General features: G+C 44.4%; 27 protein-coding genes and 1 tRNA gene. 22 read left to right on the forward strand and 6 right to left on the reverse strand.

Annotated elements, in window-relative coordinates; genetic code table 11:
• Positions 1-778 precede the first annotated feature (778 nt).
• Positions 779-1,930 (reverse strand): glycine cleavage system aminomethyltransferase GcvT, encoded by a 1,152-nt coding sequence (gene gcvT, locus QZ918_RS18570; protein ID WP_293337474.1) that lies wholly within the window; start codon positions 1,928-1,930, stop codon positions 779-781.
• Here gcvT and QZ918_RS18575 point away from each other — a divergent pair.
• Positions 1,855-2,088, forward strand: coding sequence for a hypothetical protein (locus tag QZ918_RS18575; protein ID WP_293337528.1), 234 nt, complete (start codon positions 1,855-1,857; stop codon positions 2,086-2,088). The two genes, gcvT and QZ918_RS18575, sit on opposite strands and share 76 nt — an antisense overlap.
• A gap of 82 nt (positions 2,089-2,170) precedes the next feature.
• Here the strand turns inward: QZ918_RS18575 and QZ918_RS18580 are convergent.
• From QZ918_RS18580 to QZ918_RS18590, 3 genes are all read right to left on the reverse strand, one after another.
• Positions 2,171-2,243 (reverse strand) — tRNA-Ala (locus tag QZ918_RS18580).
• 151 nt (positions 2,244-2,394) lie between these two features.
• Positions 2,395-2,598, reverse strand: coding sequence for a hypothetical protein (locus tag QZ918_RS18585; RefSeq protein ID WP_293146445.1), 204 nt, complete (start codon positions 2,596-2,598; stop codon positions 2,395-2,397).
• A gap of 167 nt (positions 2,599-2,765) precedes the next feature.
• On the reverse strand, positions 2,766-2,963 hold the full coding sequence (locus tag QZ918_RS18590) for a hypothetical protein (protein WP_293337476.1): 198 nt from the start codon (positions 2,961-2,963) through the stop codon (positions 2,766-2,768).
• A gap of 205 nt (positions 2,964-3,168) precedes the next feature.
• Here QZ918_RS18590 and QZ918_RS18595 point away from each other — a divergent pair, with 205 nt between their 5' ends.
• From QZ918_RS18595 to QZ918_RS18625, 7 genes are all read left to right on the forward strand, one after another.
• Positions 3,169-3,414 carry a DUF433 domain-containing protein gene (locus QZ918_RS18595; RefSeq protein ID WP_293337478.1) on the forward strand — a complete coding sequence of 82 codons (246 nt, stop codon included), beginning with the start codon at positions 3,169-3,171 and terminating at the stop codon, positions 3,412-3,414.
• Positions 3,415-3,468: 54 nt separating this feature from the next.
• Positions 3,469-3,804, forward strand: a complete 336-nt coding sequence (locus QZ918_RS18600) for a DUF6883 domain-containing protein (RefSeq protein WP_293337480.1) — start codon at positions 3,469-3,471, stop codon at positions 3,802-3,804.
• Between the two features lie 10 nt (positions 3,805-3,814).
• A complete protein-coding gene (locus tag QZ918_RS18605) occupies positions 3,815-4,054 on the forward strand; it encodes a DUF4926 domain-containing protein (protein ID WP_293337482.1) in 240 nt (79 codons plus the stop codon).
• 264 nt (positions 4,055-4,318) lie between these two features.
• The gene (locus tag QZ918_RS18610; protein ID WP_293337484.1) at positions 4,319-4,735 is read left to right on the forward strand and encodes a hypothetical protein; all 417 of its coding nucleotides are present in this window, start codon (positions 4,319-4,321) and stop codon (positions 4,733-4,735) included.
• A 90-nt stretch (positions 4,736-4,825) separates the two neighbouring features.
• Entirely contained in the window at positions 4,826-5,260 is a 435-nt protein-coding gene (locus QZ918_RS18615) for a DUF2690 domain-containing protein (RefSeq protein WP_293337486.1), read from the forward strand.
• Positions 5,261-5,306: 46 nt separating this feature from the next.
• On the forward strand, positions 5,307-7,484 hold the full coding sequence (locus QZ918_RS18620) for a pentapeptide repeat-containing protein (RefSeq protein WP_293337488.1): 2,178 nt from the start codon (positions 5,307-5,309) through the stop codon (positions 7,482-7,484).
• Positions 7,485-7,698: 214 nt separating this feature from the next.
• Positions 7,699-7,866, forward strand: coding sequence for a hypothetical protein (locus QZ918_RS18625; RefSeq protein WP_293337490.1), 168 nt, complete (start codon positions 7,699-7,701; stop codon positions 7,864-7,866).
• A gap of 522 nt (positions 7,867-8,388) precedes the next feature.
• On the opposite strand, the gene QZ918_RS18630 is transcribed toward QZ918_RS18625, so the two are convergent.
• A complete protein-coding gene (locus QZ918_RS18630) occupies positions 8,389-8,841 on the reverse strand; it encodes a PAS domain-containing protein (protein ID WP_293337492.1) in 453 nt (150 codons plus the stop codon).
• A gap of 302 nt (positions 8,842-9,143) precedes the next feature.
• Between QZ918_RS18630 and QZ918_RS18635 the strand changes: the two genes are divergently transcribed.
• The 7 genes from QZ918_RS18635 (at position 9,144) to QZ918_RS18665 (ending at position 15,147) form a co-directional block, all read left to right on the forward strand.
• Positions 9,144-13,313 (forward strand): response regulator, encoded by a 4,170-nt coding sequence (locus QZ918_RS18635; protein ID WP_293337494.1) that lies wholly within the window; start codon positions 9,144-9,146, stop codon positions 13,311-13,313.
• A gap of 48 nt (positions 13,314-13,361) precedes the next feature.
• A complete protein-coding gene (locus tag QZ918_RS18640; protein WP_293337496.1) occupies positions 13,362-13,514 on the forward strand; it encodes a hypothetical protein in 153 nt (50 codons plus the stop codon).
• Positions 13,515-13,712: 198 nt separating this feature from the next.
• On the forward strand, positions 13,713-13,958 hold the full coding sequence (locus QZ918_RS18645; RefSeq protein ID WP_293337498.1) for a DUF433 domain-containing protein: 246 nt from the start codon (positions 13,713-13,715) through the stop codon (positions 13,956-13,958).
• Between the two features lie 15 nt (positions 13,959-13,973).
• Positions 13,974-14,174, forward strand: coding sequence for a DUF5615 family PIN-like protein (locus QZ918_RS18650; protein ID WP_293337500.1), 201 nt, complete (start codon positions 13,974-13,976; stop codon positions 14,172-14,174).
• Between the two features lie 28 nt (positions 14,175-14,202).
• Positions 14,203-14,433 carry a hypothetical protein gene (locus QZ918_RS18655; protein ID WP_293146439.1) on the forward strand — a complete coding sequence of 77 codons (231 nt, stop codon included), beginning with the start codon at positions 14,203-14,205 and terminating at the stop codon, positions 14,431-14,433.
• Between the two features lie 217 nt (positions 14,434-14,650).
• On the forward strand, positions 14,651-14,881 hold the full coding sequence (locus QZ918_RS18660) for a hypothetical protein (RefSeq protein ID WP_293337502.1): 231 nt from the start codon (positions 14,651-14,653) through the stop codon (positions 14,879-14,881).
• Positions 14,878-15,147 (forward strand): ParE family toxin-like protein, encoded by a 270-nt coding sequence (locus QZ918_RS18665; RefSeq protein ID WP_293337504.1) that lies wholly within the window; start codon positions 14,878-14,880, stop codon positions 15,145-15,147. Before QZ918_RS18660 ends, QZ918_RS18665 begins: the two co-directional genes overlap by 4 nt.
• 131 nt (positions 15,148-15,278) lie before the next feature.
• Here QZ918_RS18665 and QZ918_RS18670 read toward each other — a convergent pair whose 3' ends face one another.
• On the reverse strand, positions 15,279-15,509 hold the full coding sequence (locus QZ918_RS18670; RefSeq protein WP_293337506.1) for a hypothetical protein: 231 nt from the start codon (positions 15,507-15,509) through the stop codon (positions 15,279-15,281).
• Positions 15,510-15,575: 66 nt separating this feature from the next.
• On the opposite strand from QZ918_RS18670, the gene QZ918_RS18675 reads away from it, so the two are divergent.
• The 7 genes from QZ918_RS18675 (at position 15,576) to QZ918_RS18700 (ending at position 20,233) form a co-directional block, all read left to right on the forward strand.
• Positions 15,576-18,281 (forward strand): tetratricopeptide repeat protein, encoded by a 2,706-nt coding sequence (locus QZ918_RS18675; protein WP_293337508.1) that lies wholly within the window; start codon positions 15,576-15,578, stop codon positions 18,279-18,281.
• 37 nt (positions 18,282-18,318) lie between these two features.
• Positions 18,319-18,654 carry a DUF6883 domain-containing protein gene (locus QZ918_RS18680; RefSeq protein WP_293337510.1) on the forward strand — a complete coding sequence of 112 codons (336 nt, stop codon included), beginning with the start codon at positions 18,319-18,321 and terminating at the stop codon, positions 18,652-18,654.
• Between the two features lie 7 nt (positions 18,655-18,661).
• Positions 18,662-18,880 carry a DUF4926 domain-containing protein gene (locus QZ918_RS18685; RefSeq protein ID WP_293337512.1) on the forward strand — a complete coding sequence of 73 codons (219 nt, stop codon included), beginning with the start codon at positions 18,662-18,664 and terminating at the stop codon, positions 18,878-18,880.
• A 16-nt stretch (positions 18,881-18,896) separates the two neighbouring features.
• Positions 18,897-19,136, forward strand: a complete 240-nt coding sequence (locus tag QZ918_RS18690) for a type II toxin-antitoxin system HicB family antitoxin (RefSeq protein WP_293337514.1) — start codon at positions 18,897-18,899, stop codon at positions 19,134-19,136.
• Between the two features lie 249 nt (positions 19,137-19,385).
• Positions 19,386-19,610 (forward strand): type II toxin-antitoxin system RelB family anti-toxin, encoded by a 225-nt coding sequence (gene relB / locus QZ918_RS33135; RefSeq protein ID WP_293257496.1) that lies wholly within the window; start codon positions 19,386-19,388, stop codon positions 19,608-19,610.
• Positions 19,607-19,810, forward strand: coding sequence for a hypothetical protein (locus QZ918_RS18695; protein WP_293337516.1), 204 nt, complete (start codon positions 19,607-19,609; stop codon positions 19,808-19,810). The genes relB and QZ918_RS18695 overlap by 4 nt, the downstream gene beginning before the upstream one ends.
• A 3-nt stretch (positions 19,811-19,813) precedes the next feature.
• Positions 19,814-20,233, forward strand: coding sequence for a hypothetical protein (locus QZ918_RS18700; RefSeq protein ID WP_293337518.1), 420 nt, complete (start codon positions 19,814-19,816; stop codon positions 20,231-20,233).
• Positions 20,234-20,251 lie beyond the last annotated feature (18 nt).

Below are 20,251 nucleotides of genomic sequence, written 5' to 3' on the forward strand. Positions count from 1 at the left end.
AAAGTCCTCACTACGAACCGTTTTAATATGATAGATTGATATTGTGTTGGTTCGTAGTAGGGACTTTAGTCCTCGGATTGATGCGGACTAAAGTCCTCACTACGAACCGTTTTAATATGATAGATTGGTAAGGATTCAGGTCTAAAAACTTGCAGCTCCAACGCTTGCCTAGCAAGGGTTTTAGGGCAAAATAAGGGTTTTTGTCTTTCGCGATCTATTGTCAATAAACGACGAAAAATAACAGTTTTTGGTGGTTTATTGAGAATAGAGATTGATTTACGATCGAGTTCTATATCTAAAGTCTTTGCCCAGCAAGGATTTCAGTGACCTGAATCCTTACATAGATTGATATTGTGTTGGTTCGTAGTAGGGACTTTAGTCCTCGGATTGATGCGGACTAAAGTCCTCACTACGAACCGTTTTAATATGATAGATTGATATTGTGTTGGTTCGTAGTAGGGACTTTAGTCCTCGGATTGATGCGGACTGAAGTCCTCACTACGAACCATTTTAATATGATAGATTGATATTGTGTTGGTTCGTAGTAGGGACTTTAGTCCTCGGATTGATGCGGACTGAAGTCCTCACTACGAACCGTTTTAATATGGAAGATTGATATTGTGTTGGTTCGTAGTAGGGACTTTAGTCCTCGGATTGATGCGGACTGAAGTCCTCACTACGAACCGTTTTAATATGATAGATTGATATTGTGTTGGTTCGTAGTAGGGACTTTAGTCCTCGGATTGATGCGGACTGAAGTCCTCACTACGAACCTTATTTAATTTGGGCGGTTTTGCGATCGATAAAATGGCTTTTTCACCACGGTAGCCGGGTAATTTTTCCCGCGAATCTCAACTTCTAACTGCTGGCCAATTTTACCTAATTTTGCCGGAACAACCGCGAGGGCTACCGCCCGATTCAATGTAGGCGATAAGGTACCGCTAGTAACTTCTCCTACTTTTTCCCCTGCCACTATTATCGGGTAGCCGTGGCGCGCAATATGTCGCCCCTGCATTTCCAACCCTACCAACCGCTTCGATACTCCCGTGGCTTTCTGCTCTTCCAAAACATTCCGCCCAATAAAATCACCTTTGCTATCGAGGTGAACTACCCAACCCAATCCAGCCTCTAAAGGTGTAGTATTGTCATCGATATCTTGACCGTAAAGTGCCATTGCCGCTTCTAAACGCAAAGTATCTCTGGCACCCAAACCGCAGGGAACAACGCCAGCATCTAGGAATTTTTGCCAGATTTGTTTTCCGGTTTCTACATCCACCATGATTTCAAATCCATCTTCGCCAGTATAACCAGTTCTGGCGATAAAACTCGGCTGTCCCAACAACTTAGTTTCTAAGTGTCCGAAAGCTTTAATTGGTGCGAGGTTGTCTTCCACAAAAGGCTGGAGATAGTTAACAGCTTCCGGGCCTTGAATTGCAATTAAAACTTGGTCTTCGGAGAGGTCGGTAAAAACAATTTCGCTCAAGTCTAAGTGGGCGATAATCCAGGCTTTGTCTGTGATGCGAGTGGCGGCGTTAACAATGATTGCAGCCCGTTCTTCGCCCGTAGTTCCATCGGGTTCTTGGCAGTAGAAAATAATGTCGTCTAGGATGCAGCCTTTGTCATTTAATAAGACTGTATATTGAGCTTGTCCTGGTTGCAAGCGACTTAAGTCTGACGGTACTAAGGGTTGAAATTTTTCTATTACCTGTTTCCCTCTCAAACAGAATTTTCCCATGTGGGAAATGTCGAACATTCCTGCTTGCTGGCGTACTGCTTGGTGTTCGCTGCTGATACCTGCGTACTGTACGGCCATCTCCCACCCGGAAAAGGGCACCATTCGAGCTTTGAGCTGTAATGATAGTTCGTACAGAGGCGATCGCGCAAGCTGACTCGTTATCTCTGGATTGTTGGGTTCAGTTGAGTTTGCCACAGGTAGCGCTTTGTTGGTTGCGGTTGGACTGTTTAGATTTTAGGGGAAAGTTGGTTTTTGTGGTGTGTGGTGCGATCGAATTTAAGAATGCGATCGCCGTTGAAACCAGCTTGATACACACAAAACCCACTTCCAGTACGTTGAAAAATACGCTCTGAAAATTATGTTATTCTCTTCAGTCCGCGTCGGCGGACTTGGTTTTTGTAGACGCGGTTTCAACCGCCGTGTAATCTTGACTTATGGAGAATAGCGGGCTCGAACCGCTGACCCCTACAATGCCATTGTAGTGCTCTACCAACTGAGCTAATTCCCCTTTCTTTTCGCGCTCTCAATCATGCCTTAACTGACCGATATTTGTCAAGCCTTTTTGAAAAAATAGTTTTGAGCCTTGAACTGGCAAGGCTTTTGGCTTTTTTTTCAAAAAAATTCCTCGCTTTTTGACAATTGTCGATCGCCACTACAATCTAGTAGGTGTGCTGGGATATTTCAGTTAAATGGCTCAAACAAGACCCCATGAGGAAGTAGACGACTACCAGGGCCGCGGCTGAAACCGCAACTAGGGTGCCGGCTAGGATTAGTGAAAATTCTCGTTGCGCGATCGCCTCTTGCATTAGATGCAATGACCAGGCAACGAGGGCAACGTCAATTATTAAAATAGAAACCAGCATAAGTTACGATTTGTAACAGCTTACATATTGTAACAAAAGTTTTCGCGGAGTGCAGATAAGCTCATATGTATTTAAGTATTGGTGTTAAACGGGTGGGGAGCAGCGCAAAGCCATCAAGAAAAAGTATAGGTTTTCTTGATAATTACAATATGCAAAGTAAATGAGAGCTAGCTCTGCTTTACGGTAGTTGGCTTGAGTTCGCTAAAGTTCTCTCGAAGTTCACAGGTAGGTATTTTGGGTCGATCGAGCGCGATCGGTCGATCGCCCGCCATCAGTCGATCGTTAAAAGATCTCAAATGGGTTCTATAGGGATTGTCGATCGACAACAAACAAGATTTATTATCGAACACCGGAAGAACCAGCATCAATATTGTTAAATTTATTAGAGATGGAAGGATTGCAATTTGAGCAATGGTTCACGGTGATGGATCGCGATCGAATTCGTCAGCGCCCGTTACCGTAAATGGCGATCGCACAATTCTATTGCGGCGTGAGTTTGAGACGATAAATGAAGTAAGCTAGAGACAAAGGTTTCAAAATAGATGCAGACTCCATAGAGGCAAGCTGGCTATGAACTGGAAAACATACATTCACTCAAATCCTAAAATTCTGCTTGGAAAGCCTGTAATTAAGGGGACACGAATATCCGTGGAGTTCGTTTTAGGACTATTTTCAGAAGGTTGGACGCAGCAACAAGTTCTAGAAAATTATCCAACTCTTAATCATGAATCTATCCAAGCTGTATTTGCCTTCGCTGCGGAATGCCTCAAAGAAGACGTATTTTACACACCTTTACTCTTTGCTGAGGCAAGTTAATGCGGTTTCTGGCAAATGAAAACTTTCCACCAAGTGACTTAACCATTTCGATAGATGAAATTACCCAACGGAGAGAAGGCAGTGCTTGGCGACAAGCTTGAGAGATACTCACTAAATATGCAGCATTCCAAAGGAAAAGATAAAGCCATCCTGTTTAGAAAAAGATTGGGGATTACACTAGAAAAAAAAGCTATTTTAGAATTCGCTTTATTAGAATGTGCGGTCAATCAGGAGGCAGAAATCTACAAAACAGACAATTATGGAACCCAGTACGATCTCAAATTTTTCATGACTACGGAAACAGGAAGCTCTTGGGTGCTTTCATGTTGGATGATTCGCACCGATGAAGACTTTCCCAGGCTCACTAATACCTACCCTGTCAATAAGTGAGGATACTATAATGACGTTACACGAGTATGATGTTGTTGCCTTGACCGAAGAAATTCAGGCAATCCATAAAGAAACCTCTGGGCCAATTTTGCTCCGGCCCGGACAAGTTGGCACTATTCTGATGAGCTTTGACGATCGCGCTTATCTAGTAGATTTTGCTGATGCTCAAGGCAATACCTATGCAATGGAAACCATTCCCTCAGAAAAACTCATGCAACTCGTTTATGAGCCACTTCCTGCCTATACCTAGCTTACAAATAATACTTGAGAGAGTATTGAGCTGGAAGTGGCGATCGCACAATTCGATCGCGACGTGAATTTCGATCGATAAATGAAGTAAGCTAGAGACAAAGTTTTTAAACAATGAAGCTAGCTTTGGGTCATGATCGCTATGTGAAGCGCTATCCCAAAACGATCAAGAGTAAGACTTGACAAACAAAATTTGTCTGCGGTATAATATACATATTATCAGGGTGGCTGCGGCTAAGGTGTATTAACACTCAAAAGTAACCACATGAATATTTTAAAAAAACGTAGAGCGATTCCTCTACTTGGACTGTTGGTTATGCTAGCTACTTGGCTTTCGTTTATACCAAGCAGCAACGCTGTAAACCCAAGCACCATATGCAATAATTCGGGTAAATCTGAGCCAGGTTCGACAACTATTCAAGAACGTCGTCAGACTTTTCGTGGCTATCGGCTAAAACTTCAACTTCGCAGTTCCAAGAAAAATACAATTAAATGGGTGAGAGCCTGTGTCCCAGCAGGAACAGTTTTATACCTTAAGGATGCATCAGATAGTACATATACCAGCTACACGGCTGGTGTGCATGGGTGGAATTTTGGAGATAAATTGAGGACAAAAGCGCCTGTAAAAGCTTGCGCGATGCATCCGAGCGATGGCAGAGAATTCTGCACATCATTGGGTTGAAGTAAGTGACTAGCTTGTATCTGTTATCCCCTTCAAATAGCTTGAAGGGGATGAAGCTTTGATTATCACTACTCCCAGGATGTAGAAATTATGAATAGCTTAAAATTTTTAGTCTCCCCTTTGTTAATGCTTCTGGCACCTCTAATTTCTTGGGATCTTTATGTATCTATCTATGACATCATGCAACCACCAACTTGTCATGGTATTTCTTGCATTAATCAGGATGCTCGAAACGCTAAATGTGATACTGACGTACAAACTCGTCTTGAGCAAAAAATTGGAAACATAACACTTAAACTGAGATATTCTGCGCTGTGTAATGCTAGTTGGGCATCGGCGATAGTCCCTCCTTATTCTATCCTTTATGTCAAAGACAAAGAAGGTAAAGAATATGGACGCTACGAAACTGAAGATGATGGTATAGCTGGTCCGCATTATGGCAATATGGGACCAGGGAAAAAACTCAGCGCCTGTGTCAAACTCCCACAAGATAATCAACCAAAATGCACAACAGTAGCAGAATGATTTGGGAAATATCCATTTGATGTCACTTTATGAAGGCAGGAGTTATATGAGAAATAACTATTTCAATTGCGACCTCAGAAATGCAGACTTTAATGGACGTAATCTAACAGGCTATAACTTCGCTAAAGCCGATCTTCGAGGTGCAAAATTCACCAACGCTATTATCCAAGATACTGATTTCAGTCATAGCAATTGTGAAGATGCCAAATTTTGCAGTGCGAAAGCTGGATTGTCATTTGCTAAAGCTATTCGTTTGATTACAATATTATTTTTTATAGTAGTCATAGTGCTAGTTGTCCTCGGCTATCTTGGACAACGCATAGGAGATGGCATTGGTTCTAGCTTTGTGAAATTTACTACCAACCAGTCGGACAGAGATGAGCTAATGGCCAGCATTTGGGCTATTTCAACGTGCGCTTTATTATTTATAGCTTTTGCATATAACATTCAACGTGGATTAGAAAAAGCATTCAGGATAACAATTATTTATGGCACTGTAATTGTTGGATTGGCTATGCTTAGAATTCTGATTTTAAGTTTAGTTAGGGTATCATTTGGGCATGGTATTCCTTCTGTTTCAGGCTATGCAATAAGATTTTTAGCAAAAATTGCCACTGCTGCTGTCGCAGGATTTGGAATCAGTTTTGTGGCTGTTTCTGTAGCTATTCTAATAGTAGCTACTCAAATTTTAATTAACAGCCATAAAAAAGGTATAATATTGATAAGTAGCGCACTAATTTTCGTATCTATCATCCTAACATTTTTTATTCATGCTAGTCATTCAGGAAGTGTTTCTACTGCAATGTTTATGGTTGTCACACTACTTGGTGTCTTTCTGGGTAGTTATGTTGCTGACCAAGCATCAAGCGATCGACCTGAATATAATTTAGTTAATGAAAATGCGATAGCACTTGCCTCCCTAGGCGGTACTAATTTTCAAGAGGCTAATCTCACAAATGCTGATTTTACTGGAGCATACTTGAGAGGTGCTGACTTCAGAGATTCTGAGTTGAATGGTACTTGCTGGCTAGGAGTAAAATTTCTTACTCAATCTAGATTAGATCGGACTTTTCTCTACCTAAAAGACTTGGAAAAGCGACTATCAATAATAAAGCTGCTAACAACAGGTGAAGGCGCATATGGAAATTTTGAAGGCTTAAAACTTCAGGGCATAAATTTGCAGGGTGCCCAACTAAAGTGTGCTAATTTCAAACGAGCGGATATCAGTAACGCTAACTTGCGTGGTGCAGAATTATCTGAAGCCATTCTAGTGCAGACACGCCTTGATGGAACCGATTTTACAGGTGCTACTCTGACTGGGGCATTTATCGAGAGATGGGGAGCTACGTTAAGAACAAAAATAGACCAGGTTAAGTGCGATTATGTATACATGAAAGAATCGGTTGAAGGAAGTAGGGAGACAGAGCGTATTCCTCATAGAGGGGAATTCAAAGAAGATGATTTTAGGAAATTTGCCATGTCTCTAATTGGCACTCTCGATCTGTTTCATAAAGATGATTTTGATTCCCGCGCTGTTGCTATATCGTTTAAGCAATTGGCAGAGCAGTATCCGGAAGAGGTGTTTAGAATTGTTGCGCTGGAAAAAACGGAAGACGGACAGGTCACTGTTAGAGTTAAAACAAAGTATTCAGAAAATAATGATGTATATAGAGAGGAATATTATCTACAGTATGACCAAGCCCTACTTTCACCGCCTTCGCAACCCGACGATCAGCTTCCAAAAGCATTCATGGATTTGGACAAGGAAACAGAAATTTTGCAATCAAGTCAAGATGCATTATCACAGGAAAATGGTAGTGCCATCATATTTATTAATGTTACTATAACGAATAGCGAAGTTTATTATCAAAGCAAGAAGGAGATTGTTATGGAAGGAGATACTTATAATGTCGGTCAAGCTGGAGCAGTCGGCAAATATGCTCGTTCAGAGAACAGTCAGTTCTATCAATCAGGGCAAAGTAAAACCCTTGTTGAAGCGGCTGCCGAAATTCAGAAACTTCTGAAACAGCTAGAACAGACAAATCCTGTAGCTACTGAGACCGAAAAAAATGTCTATGTTAATGACGAGACTACTCTTAGTTTTAAACGTCGAGTAGTCAGTGCTTTACAAGCTGGTGGTGAAACTGCGATCGAAGAGTTTTTAGACAACCCTTATGTAAACGTTGTAAAAGATGCTGTTAAGGGTTGGATAAAGCCAGAATAGTCGTGCTGTAAAGAGGCATAACAATTCTTTGGAGCGGCGGATGAAAGTCTTTGTACTTCGTTGAAGTCTTAGCCGCCGCTCAACTCGATAGTTAAATTCCTTAAATTATCTGTTGGAGTGTAGTCGCAGTCTTAGTTCAAATTCCAACCCAAAGGTGAATGCCATGCAAGCTAAACTTCAATAACAACTTTCTCCTGCTGATGCCGAAGTTATTTTGGGACGTTTGCCAGAACGAATTCAAGCGGCTCTAATTGCGCGTGCTGCGGAAATTGAATATCCGATCGCACCAACGATCGCACAAACAATCGAAATGGCGATCGCCAGTTTTCTCGACACAGAAGCATTAGGTTTTGTAGATTGTAAACCAGGACGCGGGCAGTAAAACGGAGAAAAGGTGTAAAAGTTTACGGTATACATGAAAGCTCAAATTCGATCGCCCGCACCAGTTTTGTTATCATGAAAGTCAATGGCTGCAAAAGGGAGATAGCTCAATTCCGCGTCTGAAGTATCGCAATGGAGTCACCTACGCGGATTCGTTCAAATGCTCTTCCAGCCTGCGTAGGCAGACTTTGCTCCTGTCGCGGCTCCTTCGCAGCGACTCCCTAGGAGTATTCCATTTGCCAGGTTGTTGCAAGTGGCGCAAGATCTCCGATTTACCACTATTCAAGATAGGCATTTCTGACCAACAGTGACGGCAAAACCATCGAACCTGACGATCTTGAAAATGACGAACCATTAGATTGGAACAGCAAGGACAGTTGAGCATAAAAAATCCTTTTCTAAAGCAGAAATATTAAAAAGTCGATTTTGTCTCTAACAAACCGATGGTTCGCTATTGTTTGAACAGGAATGTTTGTGGGTGTTAAATAGACGGCTCATCCCAAATCTAGCGAGTTGCCTTCTCTTACCGATCCATCACCTGAATCATTCCTATAATTTGCTGGGGAAAGCTGTCATTTGCTTGCGCCAGAAGGGTTTCATGCGATCGCAGCCAGCACCACTGACCGTCCGCCCGCCGCATTCGGTACTCAATGCTAATTACTTCCTCACGGTGCAGCGTACTGAATCGCTGAAAGTGTTCAGAAACTCGGTTCAGATCGTCCGGGTGAATTAAACCTGCCAGATCCAGCGGCTCGGCTACAGCAATGTTATCCGTGTGATAGCCCAACAGGTTTGCTATAGAACAACTGCCGCTCAGGTTATGTTGCTCCACCAGATCGTAGATGTAGATATTTTTTGATAGGATGGTGTCTGGTTCGATCGGGTTTTTGTCTAAAGCTTCAAACTCGGATTTAAGCGATGGAAGGGAGTGAGGCCCCGGATAGGCAGGAGAAACGGCATGAAAGGGCTGATACATAATACTTTTCCTGATTATTAACGTTTGTAAAAATGTTGCGGAACCGTGATGCTCTCAGAGGAGAAATCTCTCTCATTTCTTTGTAGATAGTGAGAGATCGATCTACTATCTGGAAAAGGATAGGAGCTTGGGGAGAGGTTTTGGGAGCAGCAAACAATCTGCTCGGGAATTAGAGGAATTGTGATTCATCTCCCACAGGCCTATTTTGATAGAGTAGTTGTGTAGAAACTGTGTGGATAGTCAAGATTGCTTTGGATTGCGCCTGACTACTTCGCAAATTCAAATCGACTTGGAGGTTGCCGTTGAAAATCCTGGTGGTGGATGACGATCGCATTGTTGCTCAGTCACTTCAATTATTACTGCGTCACTATAATTACGCGGTAGACATCGCTGTCGATGGCGAAGCAGCACTACAAATGGCAGATGCTTTTGACTACCATCTAGTTCTATTGGATGTTTTGCTGCCCCGATTGAATGGTATTGAGGTGTGTCAGCAACTCCGAAAGCAAGGATTTCGGCAACCTATCTTGTTGCTTACCGGACAGGGGGAAACCCAGCAGAAGGCGATCGCCCTCAACGCTGGAGCCGATGATTATGTGGTGAAACCCTTTGATAATGATGAACTGGTCGCTCGCATCCAAGCACTGTTTCGACGAGGGGCGACTGTGGGCGATCCAATACTCTCCTGGAACCATTTATCCCTCGATCCAAACACCCGAAGAGTTGTCTACCAGGATCGGCTATTAGTTCTGACACCCAAGGAATATGCGATTATAGAGCTATTTTTGCGGTCTCAGGAAACAGTGTTTAGTGCCAGAGTCATCCTCGATCGCGCCTGGAGTTCTTTGGAATCTCCAGGAGAAGAAGTTGTACGATATCACATCAAAGATCTGCGACAGAAATTAATGGCAGTGGGTGCGCCCAAGAATACGATCGAAACGGTTTACCGGGTGGGCTATCGACTGAATCCCCTCTATGCCTCCTCAACTCCGATTCAGGTCGATCGAATCCCCAGTCACCCCCAAGTTGACGAACTCCGCTCGGTCAACGATCGGTTGCAAACGGTTCTGGAACAACTGCGATCGACTCAAGCAGCTTTACAGCAAAAGAATCAGGAATTGGAGATTGCCGATCGAACTATCGAGCAACAAAGGCAGCAATTGCAAGCGACTCGTGATGAATTGGAACAGCGGGTGACAGAGCGTACCGCAGCTTTAAGTGAAAGTGAAGAACGGTTTCGCAGGGCGATCGATGCTGCAAGTCCCTGGATCGGAACTAACGGTCAGTTCAATGGGTATATTGGCTCAGTGATTGACGTTGGCGATCGCAAACTAGCCGAAGCTAGATTGAGCGAGTCGGAGGAAAAATATCGAGCGCTATTCAACGACATGAGCGAAGGCTTTTGCACTGTCGAAGTGCTGTATGACGAAGACGGGCAGCCCATCGACCATCGGTTTCTCCAAGCGAATCCAGCGTTTGAAAGACACACCAATTTAAGCAGTGCTTCAGGCAGCTTGGCGAGCGAACTGATGCCGGGACTCGAACGAGTTTGGAACGATCTTTATGCCCGAATTATCGCCACAGGGAAATCTGAGCGAATCGAGCAGTATTCGCCCGCATTCGATCGTTGGTTTGAGGTTGAAGCGGCGCGTGTCGGTGACGCATCGCTGTGCCGGGTTGCCGTTGTCTTCCGAGACATTACCGATCGCAAACGGGCAGAGGAAATCTTGCGGCGAACTGCCGAATTAGATGCTTTCCGGGTCGCTCTGGCTGACGCACTGCGCCCGCTCACGGATGCTTCAGATATTCTAGCGATCGCCGCTCGCACTTTGGGTGAATCTTTGCGGGCAACTCGGGTCATTTACTTTGAGGTAGTGTCAAATGGTGAGGAGGCGATCATTCATCGCAACTACACCAATGGTGTGGCAGAGATGAGTGGGCGATACCGTTTTGAAGACTACCGACGCAACCTCACTGCCGATCATCAAGCCGGAAAAACCCAGATCGTCACCAACATCCCCGATAATCCCAAATATAACGATGCTGAGAAGGCGAACTACCGCGAACTTGCGATTGCCGCACACATTGATGTGCCACTGGTTAAAAATAATCAGTTTGTCGCCATGCTGGCGGTGCATCAATCCACGCCGCGACAGTGGACTGAAACCGAGATCAAGCGGGTTGAAGAAACCGCAGAACGAACCTGGGCAGCCATCGAGCGTGCTCGCGCCGAAGCCGCTTTGCGCCAAAATGAGGAGCAGACTCGAAATATTCTAGAGAGCATTCATGAGGCATTCTTTGCCCTGGATGAAAACTGGCAGTTCACCTACTTGAATCCATCTGTCGAAGCCTTGCTCGATCGCACTCTAGACGATTTAGTGGGCAAGAACCTGTGGGAAGAATATCCCGGACTGATTGGCAGTGAATTTGAACCAATTTACCTGGGGGCAATGCACGATCGCGTCGCTGGCTCATTAACCCAGTTTTACCCGGATCACGATCGCTGGTACGAAGTTCGCACCTACCCTGCCCCAAACGGCATCAGTGTTTATTTCAGAAATGTCACCGAGCAAATTGCCGCCACAGCAGTCCTGCGCGAATCGGAGGAACGGTATCGCACGCTGTTTGAGTCGATCGATGAAGGCTTTTGTACCGTCGAAATGTTGTTTGATGAAAACGACACGCCAATCGATTACCGCTTTTTAGAAGTGAATCCCAGGTTTGAACGACAAACGGGATTGAGGCAGGTAGTGGGTAAGCGGATACTTGAAATGGTGCCGGAGTACGAGCAATATTGGTTTGAAATTTACGGCAGAATCGCCATGACGGGCGAACCCCTGCGGTTTGAGAATCAGGCGAGAGCATTGAACCGCTGGTACGATGTGTATGCCTACCGATCGGGACAGCCAGAGCAACACCGAGTGGGTATTTTGTTCAGAGATATTAGCGATCGCAAACAGGCAGAGCAAAAAATCCAAGAACAAGCGGCACTACTGGACATTACCTCCGATGCCATTTTTGTCCGGGACTTAGACCATCGCATTCTCTACTGGAATCAAGGGGCAAAGCAGATCTATGGCTGGCTGGCAACCGAAGCTATCGGGAAAACAGCCTATCACTTATTGCAATCCAATCCCGATCTGATACCCGAAATTATGCCAATGCTGTTGGCTCAAGGAGAATGGCAGGGCGAGCTGCACAAAACCACCAAAACAGGCAAAACGGTGATTGTAGAAGCCCGATGGACACTCATGCGGGATGCAGCCGATCGACCCCAATTTATTCTCTCAGTCGATACCGATATTACCGAAAAGAAACAACTGGAAGCCCAGTTTTATCGCGCTCAACGCTTAGAAAGCGTCGGCACTCTTGCCAGTGGCATCGCTCACGATCTCAACAATGTGTTAACGCCGATTCTGGCAATTTCTCAGTTGTTACGATTGCCGCAGTTCGGTTTGGCTGAGCGATCGCAGGAAATGTTACAGATCGTAGAAGATAGTGCCAAACGAGGTGCAAATATGGTGCGACAAATCCTCACATTTACCAGGGGTTCCGAAGGAGAACGAACGAGCGTCGAGGTTGCTCCGCTGTTGCAAGAAGTCATCAAAGTTGTTAAACAAACTTTCCCCAAATCCATTAAAGTTCGTAAAGCTATCCCAGAAAAATTTCTCAGCCAGGTGTCTGCTGATGCCACTCAATTACATCAGTTATTGATGAATCTTTGTGTCAACGCTCGTGATGCCATGCCCGATGGCGGTACTCTCACACTTGCGGTTGAAAATTTTGAGGTGAATGAAATCTTCGCCCAGATGAACCTGGATGCTCGGGTAGGGCAGTACGTTCTGATTGCGGTTTCTGATACGGGTACAGGAATTGCTCCTGAAGTGCGCGATCGGATCTTTGACCCCTTCTTCACCACCAAAGCATCCGGCCAGGGCACAGGCTTAGGACTATCGACCGTTTTGGGGATTGTCAGAAGCGATGGCGGTTTTGTCCAGGTTGCCAGTGAAGTCGGGAAAGGCACGCAATTTAAAGTGTACCTGCCCGCGATCGAGACTCAAGCTTCACGAAAGCTTCAGGAGGCGAAACTACCTCAAGGACAGGGAAAATTAATTTTAGTCGTAGATGATGAGGAATCAATTCTCCAAGCTACTGGCATAATTCTAGAAACGCATCACTATCGCGTACTCACGGCGAATAGTGGAACGAATGCGATCGCCACCTATGCTCAGCACCAACAGCAGATCGCTGTAGTTCTGGTAGACATGATGATGCCGGATATGGATGGGGTAACGCTAATTCGGATATTGCAGAAGATGAATCCCGAAATTAGGGCGATCGCCACCAGCGGAGTGATGCCTCAGTATCAACAGAACCTGAAAGCTCTCGGTATCACAACTTGCATCAATAAACCCTACACCACTGAAGAACTTCTGAACAAAATTCAACTACAGGGAATCTCTATTAATTGATTTTGCATAGATTTTAGCCTCAATTAAACTCGATATAACGAATTTGAGATGATTGTAGTTGGATACTGCAAATATGTCCCCGTCGAAACTCCGCTAATACCAATGCCAAAAGCTCAGATTGCGATCGACTCTTTTGGAGATGAATCGGCCGATCGAGAATTTTTAGCGAAAACAGCAGAAGTCTCAGGTCATAATCTCTGATACCGTTGCTTCAGAATAACTCATGGAACTCATTTATGAGACACTTCCTGCCTAGCCTACAAATAATACTTTAGAGAGTATTGAGCTGGAAGTGGCGATCGCACAATTCGATCGCGACGTGAGTTTGAGACGATAAATGAAGTAAGCTAGAGAGAAAGGTTTCAAAATAGATGCATACTCCGTAGAGGCAAGCTGGCTATGAACGGGAAAACATACATTCACTCAAATCCTAAAATTCTGCTTGGAAAGCCTGTAATTAAGGGGACACGAATATCTGTGGAATTCGTTTTAGGGCTATTTTCAGAAGGTTGGACCCAGCAACAAGTTCTAGAAAACTACCCAACGCTTAATCATGAATCTATCCAAGCTGTATTTGCCTTCGCTGCGGAATGCCTCAAAGAAGACGTATTTTACACGCCTTTACTCTTTGCTGAGGCAAGTTAATGCGGTTTCTGGCAAATGAAAACTTTCCTCTTCAGAGTGTACGAATGCTACGACAAGCGGATCTGGAAGTCGCTTCTATTACCGAGGATTCTCGCCCGAATTGAGGATTCCGAGGTTTTGGTTCGTGCGGCAGATGAGCAACAGGTGATTTTGACGTTCGATCGCGATTATATTGAAATACTTTATGGCTTGTTTGTGGCGAAGGTTGTAGAATAGAGAAGATCCACTGCACTGAATAGATGCCATGTCTTCTCCTGCAATTACCACGATCGTTAAGATGCTTGAGTCCCTACCTGACGAGCTTCAAAAGCAGGTAGTGGAGAATGTTCGCGCATATCTGTCAGAAATTGAAGAAGAAAAGCGATGGGATGAGTCGTTTAAGCGGACGAAGAATAATCTAGTTGCAGCAGCCCGGAAAGCCAAAGCCGAGATTGCAGCGGGAATGTCTACGCCGATGGACTATGAGCAGCTATGAAGTCCGCGACATTCTCACACACCGGAAGAACCAGCATCAATATTGTTAAATTTATTACAGATTGAAGGATTGCAATTTGAGGAACGGTTTACGGTGGTCGATCGCGATCGAATTCGTCAGCGCCCGTTACCGTAGATGGCGATCGCACAATTCGATCGCGACGTGAATTTCGATCGATAAATGAAGTAAACTAGAGAGAAAGGTTTTAAACAAAATCATGACTGAACTCCTTCAACAGGCGATCGCCCAAATCCAAAAACTCCCACCCGATCGGCAAGATGCGATCGCGGCTCGGTTTTTGGCAGAGTTGCAGGACGAGCAAAAATGGGAAACTCGTTTTGCTGACACGACAGACGATCAATGGGATCGGATGGCTGCAATGGTACGTCAAGAAATTGCGGAAGGAGAAACGGTTCCACTTGATGAGATTTTCCCAACACAAAAATGAAATCAAGTGTTACAAAGTCATTTCGCACGCGGCTAGAGAGTCTTCCTGCATCAGTTCAGGAACAAGCCGATAAAGCTTATGCCCTTTGGCAGGAAGATCCTTATCATCCAAGTCTTCAGTTCAAGCGAATCAGTCAGAAGCAACCGATTTATTCTGCTCGTGTCAGTATCAATTATCGTGTTTTAGGTTTATTGGAAGCCGATCGTATTTACTGGTACTGGATTGGTTCACACGACGAGTACGATGAACTACTGAAACGGATGTAGTTTAAGGCGATCGAATTCGTCAACGCCCGTTACCGTAATTATTGAAACTGTGATCGAATAGTCTGTCTAATCTTTTTGAATTCAATTTTGAGCGATCGCACTTTTCGAGAAATGCGATCGCTCAATTCAGTCTAACGGCGAGGTTTCGCCATTAAAATGACGCGGACTAATCCCGTGATGCTGCCGATTAGAGTCGAACTCAGAATCGCGATCGCCAGAATAATTGCCGTCGGTGATTCGCCATGCTCCACAATGGGCAGAGTGTCGATGGTCACAATGGAAGGAACGCTTTGATTGGTAGTATTAGATGAATGTTGATAAGACATTGCCTTGACTCCTGTATGTTTTGAGGTGTTATTCATACAGTTTCTGGGTTTGATATCTCATAATATGGGTAGTGAGAAAATTCTCAGTCTGGGGGGAAAGTTATGATGAGACGAGAAAAATTCCTGGAAGTGTTTGATAATCTGCCAACAAAACGCAAACAAGTGCTTCTAGGAATTCTGAGAGGTGACAACCGCGAAAAAATCATGGCGGATGTGGGAGTGAGTGAAGCTGCTCTGACTCAGCACCGACGACAACTTTACAAGGATTTTAAAATAGAGGTTTTTCAAAACGAAGCAGACGATCCGAGGAGTGGTGAGCGAAAGTTACCACTGCTTATCGCTCTCTGCACCCAGTACCAGCCTGAGTTAATTTCTCCAAATATCGATCGCATTTCCCCTCCTAGTTCTGAATCTCTCCTCTTTCCTAATTTTTCGACTTACAATCCGCAAACTTGGGTAGGGCGTGAATCGATCGTTGAAGAACTTCTGCCAAAATTGCAAGGACAGACTCGGTTGTTGTGGATTAAGGGTATTTCTGGGATTGGCAAAACGACGTTGGGAGAATGTCTGGCGAGTAAAGCCTGGGAAAAAGAGCGATCGTTTGAATGGATTTATCTGGAAATTTTGGAGGGACAAAGCCCAGATTTTGCCTCTGTTGCCGCTGAATTGTTAGCTAAATTGGGCGATCGCGAACTCGATCCCCAGGAACGGAATAATCCCGATCGGTTAGCGAAACGACTCTTGCAAAAGCTGCAATCTCATTCCTACTGGATTCAAATGGATTCGTTGGAACGCTTGCTCAATCCCGAACAGCCGAATCAATTTATTGATGCTTACTGGGCAACTTTTTTTCAGCGTTTCCTCACCGATTCCAATGTTGTCAGCCGTTTGGTATTGACGGCGCAAGCGCTTCCTGTGGCACTGGTTGAATTTAGCGATCGCTACCCGAATACTTGGGCAGAATACCGACTGAATGGGCTGTTGCAGTTAGAACAACTGGAATTTTTTGCCAAACGCGGGGTGGTTGTCGAACCTTCTAACCAAGATATCCTCAGCCGGATTGCCAAGATATATGAAGGTCATCCGCTGGTTTTGAAGGTGATTGCTGAAGATATTTTGCAGGAATTTGCAGGCGATGTTGACCGCTATTGGCAAGTTTATCAACCAGAATTTGAGCAAGTTGCGAGGGAATTACAAGCCACCCGCCTAGATGAAACGGAATACAACGAAGCCCTCGATCGCAAAGTCCGAGAACGCATCAAGAAATCTTTAGAACAACTCCCTGCGGATGCTCTCGATTTACTCTGTCGCAGTGCAGTGTTTCGCCGCCCGGTTCCCAAAAAGTTTTGGTTGGCGATGATTGCCGATCGATCTTCTCAACAGCAAAAAGTGGCTTATCGAGTTTTGGACGATCGGGCTTTGATTGAAAAAGAAGGCACTGATATTCGCCAACACAATTTGATCCGTGCGATCGGCTACGATCTGATTAGAGCCGATATCCCCACTTGGCACCATGCCGAACGCCAAGCAGCCCACCTATGGCTCAATTTCTATCAACCCGCCCTCGATGCTCCTAATCTGGAAACCGTGCGTGGCTACCTGGAAGCGTTTGACCACTATTATGAAATTGAGGATTGGGATACGACTAAAGAACTCTTTACCAAAACAATAAACACACCGGCTCAAACTACTTTGCACCGACAACTAGATATTTGGAGCTATTATCGGGAAGAAATTAACCTTTGTGCAAAACTGTTGGGTAAATGTAGTTTTGATATAGACCTCAAATCCTGGAACGGTATTGCTAACGGCTACTTCAGCTTAGGGAACTACTACAAATCCATTGAAGCTGATAAAAACTCTTTGAAAATTGCGCTGGATATAGCTGATCGCGATGGGGAAGGGCGTGCCCTGGGAAATTTGGGACTTTCGTACTACAGTCTAGGTGAGTACGAACGGGCCGTTAATTTTCACCAGCAAGCCCTAATTATTAGCCAAGAGATTGGCGATCTTCAGGCTGAAGCGCAAGATTTTGGCAATTTGGGCCTTTCGTACTACGGTCTAGGGGAGTACAAGCAAGCAATTGAATTTCATCAGAAATGTCTAAACATTATGCACGAGATTGGTGAGCTGCGGGGTAAAGGCATTGCCCTATGCGATCTTGGGAGTGCTTATTACAGTCTAGGTCAGTATAAACAAGCTATTAATTTTCATCAGCAAGCATTAGTCCTGGGATGTGAAATTGGTGACCGTCAGGGTGAAAGTAATGCACTATGCGGTTTGGGGAATGTGTACAGTAGTCTAGGGTACTACGAGGAGGCTATCAACTACCATCAGCAAAGCATAACCATTGCCCAGGAAATTGGCGAGCGTTGGGGTGAAGGACGGGCCTTGTGCGGTTTAGGAAAGGTGTACTATAGCTTGGGGCAATATCAGCAGGCAATTGACTTTCATCAGCAACACCTAACTATTGCACAAGAGATTAGTGAGCTTACCGATAAAGGGATTGCCCTAGAAAATTTAGGGGGGACTCTGATTAAACTTGGTCGATATTTTGAAGCTGTTGAAGCTCTCAAAACAGCCTTGGAAATTGATAGAAAAATTGGATTTCGCTCTGGGGAAGCAGAAACAATGAAAAAATTTGCAGAACTGCATCAAGCACTAGGCGAGATCGAGGTGGCGCAGCAATATTGCCAGCAAGCGTTAGCGCTGGCGACAGAGTTGGGCATTCCGTTGGCGGCGGAGTGCGAGGCGTTACAATTAAAAATTGAGAATGAAAAATTAAAAAGGGAGGAGACGGAAGCTTGATTTATGTCCAGCCAAGTGACTTATACCATTTCGACAGATGAAACTACCCAACGGAGAAAAGGCGCTGCTTGGCGACAAGCTTGAGCGATACTCACTAAATATGCAGCATCCCAAAGGAAAAGATAAAGCCATCCTGTTTAGAAATAGATTGGGAATTACACTAGAAAACAAAGCTATTTTAGAAGTAGCTCTACTAGAATCTGCGGTCAATCAGGAGGCAGAAATTTATAAAACAGACAACTATGGAACCCAGTACGATCTCAAATTTTTCATGACTACGGAAACGGGAAGCTCTTGGGTGCTGTCATGTTGGATGATTCGCACCGATGAAGACTTTCCCAGGCTCACGAATACCTATCCTGTTAATAAGTGAGGATACTATGATGACGTTACACGAGTATGATGTTGTTGCCTTGACCGCAGAAATTCAAGCAATCCATAAAGCAACCTCTGAGCCAATTTTGCTCCGCCCCGGACAAGTTGGCACGATTCTGATGAGCTTTGACGATCGCGCTTATCTAGTAGATTTTGCCGATGCTCAAGGCAATACCTATGCAATGGAAACCGTTCCCTCAGAAAAACTCATGCAACTCGTTTAGGAGCCACTTCCTGCCTATGCCTAACCTACATGAAGACAGTCATTACACTATTATTATTCAGTGGTCAGATGAGGATAGCTGCTATGTCGTTAGTTTTCCAGAATGGGGAGACTACTGTCATACCCACGGTGATACTTACGAAGACGCATTAAAAAATGCCCGCGAGGTTTTGGAACTACTAACTGAATCGACGCTAGATGAAGGTAAACCATTGCCAAAGCCGCAATTATTCGGTCAATCTCTACAACACGCATAAGCATCTCTAAACATCATTAATAAAGATTGTCGCCTGTGGATTACAGACTTCTGCGATCGTGTAACTGCCTGTCCGTCTAGACAATTGCGTTTCCTACTTTTAATTACGCATAGTATACCAACTATTAGTAACACTATCACTGGTTAGACTGATGATAGTTGCATATCCATTGGCAATCTTTACATAAGATATACTAATAGTTAGACTACTCTAAGTAAGCTAAAGTATTAATTGAGTAGTTATTAATGAATGGTTGTGAAAATTAGGCTTAAGGATGTCAGGACATCAAGATCTATTTCCCAAAACGAGTTAGCTAGAATACTGGAGATGTCGCTGGCTAACATTCAAAAAATCGAGAGAAACAAGGCAAAATCTATTCCCCTGGACACTTTAGATCGACTGTGTGAGGTTCTAAATTGCGAAGTCGGTGATTTGCTAGTTCGAGTCAGCGATGGAGAGTTAGAAGTATCGTGAGCGAAAACCAGCAGCCAGAACAAGTCACTTCTAGTCATTCTGTTACCGATCGCTGGCGATGTAGAGCAATGGAAAACAAATATAATTGGAAGTTATTACGAGTTGAGCGCAACAAGAACAATCCCATTCTCAAGTGGGAGTGCGTTTTTAAAGGCAAAACAGAATTTCCTAATTACATCGAAGAAACCGAGGAGGATTGATTAATGGGTAGAAAATATATAATTTTTCGTGCCGAATGGACTGAAGCAGAGGGGGAAGATAATCGGTTGTTAGCCCATACAGGGGCATACACTGATATCCTTGCAGAGTATTTTGATTCATCCAACGAACCTATTCCCGCACCGGGGTACAGATTGCTGGAGTTTCACAGTGCTGATGGTTCCGGTTGTAGCACCCACTACCGTACTGGAGACTGGGAAGTTGTGAGGGTGGAAGAGTACCCGACAGCAATACCTAATAACGAGTTTGAGATGATTGTAGTTGGATACTGCAAATATGTCCCCGTCGAAACTCCGCTAATACCAATGCCAAAATCTCAGGTTTCGATCGAATCTTTTGGAGATGAATCTGCTTATCAAGAATTCCTTCAAAGCGAGGCAGTTAAAGATTACACTCTAGTTTAACTAAAAGTTACGCATCAA

This window comes from Microcoleus sp. CAWBG58 (genome assembly GCF_020883045.1).
GTDB lineage: Bacteria > Cyanobacteriota > Cyanobacteriia > Cyanobacteriales > Microcoleaceae > Microcoleus.

What these genes read in the sequence shown, in the direction of transcription:
- QZ918_RS18615 (WP_293337486.1), top strand. Translation starts at nt 4,826, where the DNA reads ATGAATAGCTTAAAATTTTTAGTCTCCCCTTTGTTAATGCTTCTGGCA.
- QZ918_RS18670 (WP_293337506.1), bottom strand. Translation starts at nt 15,509, where the DNA reads ATGAATAACACCTCAAAACATACAGGAGTCAAGGCAATGTCTTATCAA.
- QZ918_RS18595 (WP_293337478.1), top strand. Translation starts at nt 3,169, where the DNA reads ATGAACTGGAAAACATACATTCACTCAAATCCTAAAATTCTGCTTGGA.
- QZ918_RS18685 (WP_293337512.1), top strand. Translation starts at nt 18,662, where the DNA reads ATGATGACGTTACACGAGTATGATGTTGTTGCCTTGACCGCAGAAATT.
- QZ918_RS18690 (WP_293337514.1), top strand. Translation starts at nt 18,897, where the DNA reads ATGCCTAACCTACATGAAGACAGTCATTACACTATTATTATTCAGTGG.
- QZ918_RS18610 (WP_293337484.1), top strand. Translation starts at nt 4,319, where the DNA reads ATGAATATTTTAAAAAAACGTAGAGCGATTCCTCTACTTGGACTGTTG.
- QZ918_RS18660 (WP_293337502.1), top strand. Translation starts at nt 14,651, where the DNA reads ATGACTGAACTCCTTCAACAGGCGATCGCCCAAATCCAAAAACTCCCA.
- QZ918_RS18645 (WP_293337498.1), top strand. Translation starts at nt 13,713, where the DNA reads ATGAACGGGAAAACATACATTCACTCAAATCCTAAAATTCTGCTTGGA.
- QZ918_RS18655 (WP_293146439.1), top strand. Translation starts at nt 14,203, where the DNA reads ATGTCTTCTCCTGCAATTACCACGATCGTTAAGATGCTTGAGTCCCTA.
- QZ918_RS18585 (WP_293146445.1), bottom strand. Translation starts at nt 2,598, where the DNA reads ATGCTGGTTTCTATTTTAATAATTGACGTTGCCCTCGTTGCCTGGTCA.
- relB (WP_293257496.1), top strand. Translation starts at nt 19,386, where the DNA reads ATGGTTGTGAAAATTAGGCTTAAGGATGTCAGGACATCAAGATCTATT.
- QZ918_RS18650 (WP_293337500.1), top strand. Translation starts at nt 13,974, where the DNA reads ATGAAAACTTTCCTCTTCAGAGTGTACGAATGCTACGACAAGCGGATC.
- QZ918_RS18590 (WP_293337476.1), bottom strand. Translation starts at nt 2,963, where the DNA reads ATGCTGGTTCTTCCGGTGTTCGATAATAAATCTTGTTTGTTGTCGATC.
- QZ918_RS18630 (WP_293337492.1), bottom strand. Translation starts at nt 8,841, where the DNA reads ATGTATCAGCCCTTTCATGCCGTTTCTCCTGCCTATCCGGGGCCTCAC.
- QZ918_RS18680 (WP_293337510.1), top strand. Translation starts at nt 18,319, where the DNA reads ATGAAACTACCCAACGGAGAAAAGGCGCTGCTTGGCGACAAGCTTGAG.
- QZ918_RS18640 (WP_293337496.1), top strand. Translation starts at nt 13,362, where the DNA reads ATGATTGTAGTTGGATACTGCAAATATGTCCCCGTCGAAACTCCGCTA.
- QZ918_RS18620 (WP_293337488.1), top strand. Translation starts at nt 5,307, where the DNA reads ATGAGAAATAACTATTTCAATTGCGACCTCAGAAATGCAGACTTTAAT.
- QZ918_RS18600 (WP_293337480.1), top strand. Translation starts at nt 3,469, where the DNA reads ATGAAATTACCCAACGGAGAGAAGGCAGTGCTTGGCGACAAGCTTGAG.
- QZ918_RS18675 (WP_293337508.1), top strand. Translation starts at nt 15,576, where the DNA reads ATGATGAGACGAGAAAAATTCCTGGAAGTGTTTGATAATCTGCCAACA.
- QZ918_RS18575 (WP_293337528.1), top strand. Translation starts at nt 1,855, where the DNA reads ATGATAGTTCGTACAGAGGCGATCGCGCAAGCTGACTCGTTATCTCTG.
- QZ918_RS18700 (WP_293337518.1), top strand. Translation starts at nt 19,814, where the DNA reads ATGGGTAGAAAATATATAATTTTTCGTGCCGAATGGACTGAAGCAGAG.
- QZ918_RS18605 (WP_293337482.1), top strand. Translation starts at nt 3,815, where the DNA reads ATGACGTTACACGAGTATGATGTTGTTGCCTTGACCGAAGAAATTCAG.
- QZ918_RS18665 (WP_293337504.1), top strand. Translation starts at nt 14,878, where the DNA reads ATGAAATCAAGTGTTACAAAGTCATTTCGCACGCGGCTAGAGAGTCTT.